At 44.4% G+C, this 2,438-nt stretch carries 2 pseudogenes; both read right to left on the bottom strand.

Annotation, left to right across the window (positions count from 1 at the left end):
- Positions 1-648: 648 nt before the first annotated feature.
- Positions 649-2,029 (bottom strand): annotated as a pseudogene (gene tnpC, locus QUA04_RS29270) (IS66 family transposase).
- Positions 2,030-2,228: 199 nt separating this feature from the next.
- Positions 2,229-2,366 (bottom strand): annotated as a pseudogene (locus tag QUA04_RS29275) (IS4 family transposase); the annotation flags it as partial.
- Positions 2,367-2,438: the final 72 nt, after the last annotated feature.

Consider the following 2,438-nt stretch of genomic DNA (forward strand, 5'->3'; position numbering starts at 1 on the left):
CCCGTTGATAGGCGTTAAGTGGAAGTCCTGAGAGGGATGAAGCTGAGGCGTACTAATAGACCGAGGGCTTGACCTCTGTTTCTATATGGTGGTGATGATGACTTAATTCTCTGCAGTCTTCAGGGTTTTTTACCCTTACACCTTTTCGGCCTGTCTATGACGCAGTTGCACCACAGGGATTCCATCCCTGGCGTTGCATAATGGAGCTATGAAATCAGGGGAGAAACGATGCAGTGTCCAGAATGTGGCTCGACTAATATCATATCATGTCCGGTCGATTAACCATGATTAAGCTTTTGCCTCCGGCCACCAATAGAAATGAGTCAGGCCACGGATTAACTGTTTGAGATTTAACAGTTTGCGACACCCCTGGAATAAAACTGCTTCTAATTCATCTAAGTTTTTAAAACAGCGATTGGCTATCGGTTCATTTGTTAATGGTCACAGTCTTTCAGCAGGTTTTAGTTCGGGTGAATGTGAAGGCAGACAATATAAATGTATCCCCTTGAAGATTTTCACGGTTTCATTCAAATGCCATCCGACTCCATCCACTACTAAAACCACTCTTTTTTTCGCTCCGACTTTCCAATGTCGGGCAAAACCTTTTAAAAAAACTCGTAAGGATTCAGGTAAAAAATAGGTAATTGCTCAACTAGGGGAAAAAAGGGAGCGATCAGTAGAGAGAACTTGTTGAATAGATTGATAAGCCGTCAAGCCCTGACGCTTGCCAGTATTAACAACTGAACGAACAGCAGCAAACAAATCTCGCCCCCATTCCGAACGGAAGCCATTAGTCACACGGCGAAATATTACACTCATCCGAATCGCCTGTTCACTACTATTATTCGTGGGTGGAATTTTCGCATCTTCCAGAAAGAGAAATAAATTGTCAATTAGCCCACCATAGCGTTTTCGTAACCGGATACCATCCGGATGGTGTGGCGCTAAATTCAAAATCCCCGTTAATCTTTCCTGTAAATTTTCTCGATATCGATTGAGTCTGGCATCGTCGATTTTTTCTCGTCGTCGATGGATGATAAAAGCCCTTAATAATAACTTCTTCATCGCTGGGGCAAAAATTCTGTCCCCTGCATCAATCGCATATTGGCAATCCCGCAGTTGATGGGCACTCACACACTTGCCATTGTGGGGCTGGGTGATTTTTTTGAGCGCTAAATAAATCTGACACCCAGATATCGGGACGGTGTTCTGCTAGAACTTCGTTAATTACCCCAGTCCCTCGACTCGGGCGGATGACGTGTAAACAAACATCCTGGTTCTGAAACACCCACTCCCACTGATTTTGTCCGTTAACTCTCGCACTCGTTTCATCTGAACAAATTAATTTTGCCCGCCGCAACCGATGGAGTATTTGAGTTACTTGGTCATCTAAACTCGTTTTGACTTTCTCTAATAGGTTGGCGATTGCTCCAACTGCAATCTTGAGTCCAAAGACAGATGCCAATATGGATGATAGCCGTTCGTAGCTGATGGCATGAGTGTAACGCAGATATGTAACTAAGCTTTGAATCTCCCGGCCAAACGGTGAACCTGGTTCCATTCCCAATGGTACTGGTGCAACATATTCGGTCTGACAGCAGGCACACTGACCACCATAACGTTCGATTCGGGTGACGATGGGGCGAATTGGGGGTAGTTCGATTTTTTCGTAGACGGATTGCAATTTTTGTGCGGCGGCGGTGACTTTCTCTCCACACTGGGGGCAATTTTTGACTTGGGCGATGATTGTTTGGTCGGGATGAGGATGTAGTTCTTTTCCCCCTCCTGCTCTTCCTACGCTCCCGGCTCTTTTTACCCCCTCAATTTTCGATGGCTTAATATTGGCCTTGAATCCCTTCGACGGCGGAGTGCTAGAATTTTTGCTGGTTTTGGTGGGAACTTTATTTGGTTTTGCTTCCCCTGTAGTGGCTAAAGCGGCGGTGAGTTTTTGGATTTCTTGCCATAGCTCTACTATCAAGGCTTCTTTCGCCTCGTTCGATAGTTGCTTTAAGTCGGGGAGTTTTTCCATTCCTTGATCTAATGTCTATCTCGTCTTCTTGTCAAGGGGGTTGAGCAATTACCAAAAATCAACTATTTCAGTTTAGTTGATTTCGGGAGATTTGACAGGTACCCGTGACGTTAAAACCGCATAAGTTAAACGGAAAAACTTTTTGACTCCAACTTTTCACAACTGATAAAAAAATTCCACACACATCTGCGGAATGTGGGGTATAAAATGCGTCTTCAATTCGCCAGCGTCTTTGATATAAATCTGCTACTACATAGGGGGGCAATATTTCAGGTTCTCGGACACTTGTCAGATAAGAACGCCAGGAACTCTTGGAGCGAATCTGTACTAATCTTATAGAACCCATTTGAGATCTTTTTAGGCGGTGCCTAGTCGTTTAAGCATCAGTCGAATAAAACAAAGCTGGAGC

Source organism: Microcoleus sp. S13_C5 (genome assembly GCF_036700845.1).
In the GTDB taxonomy this organism is placed as follows: Bacteria; Cyanobacteriota; Cyanobacteriia; order Cyanobacteriales; family Microcoleaceae; genus Microcoleus.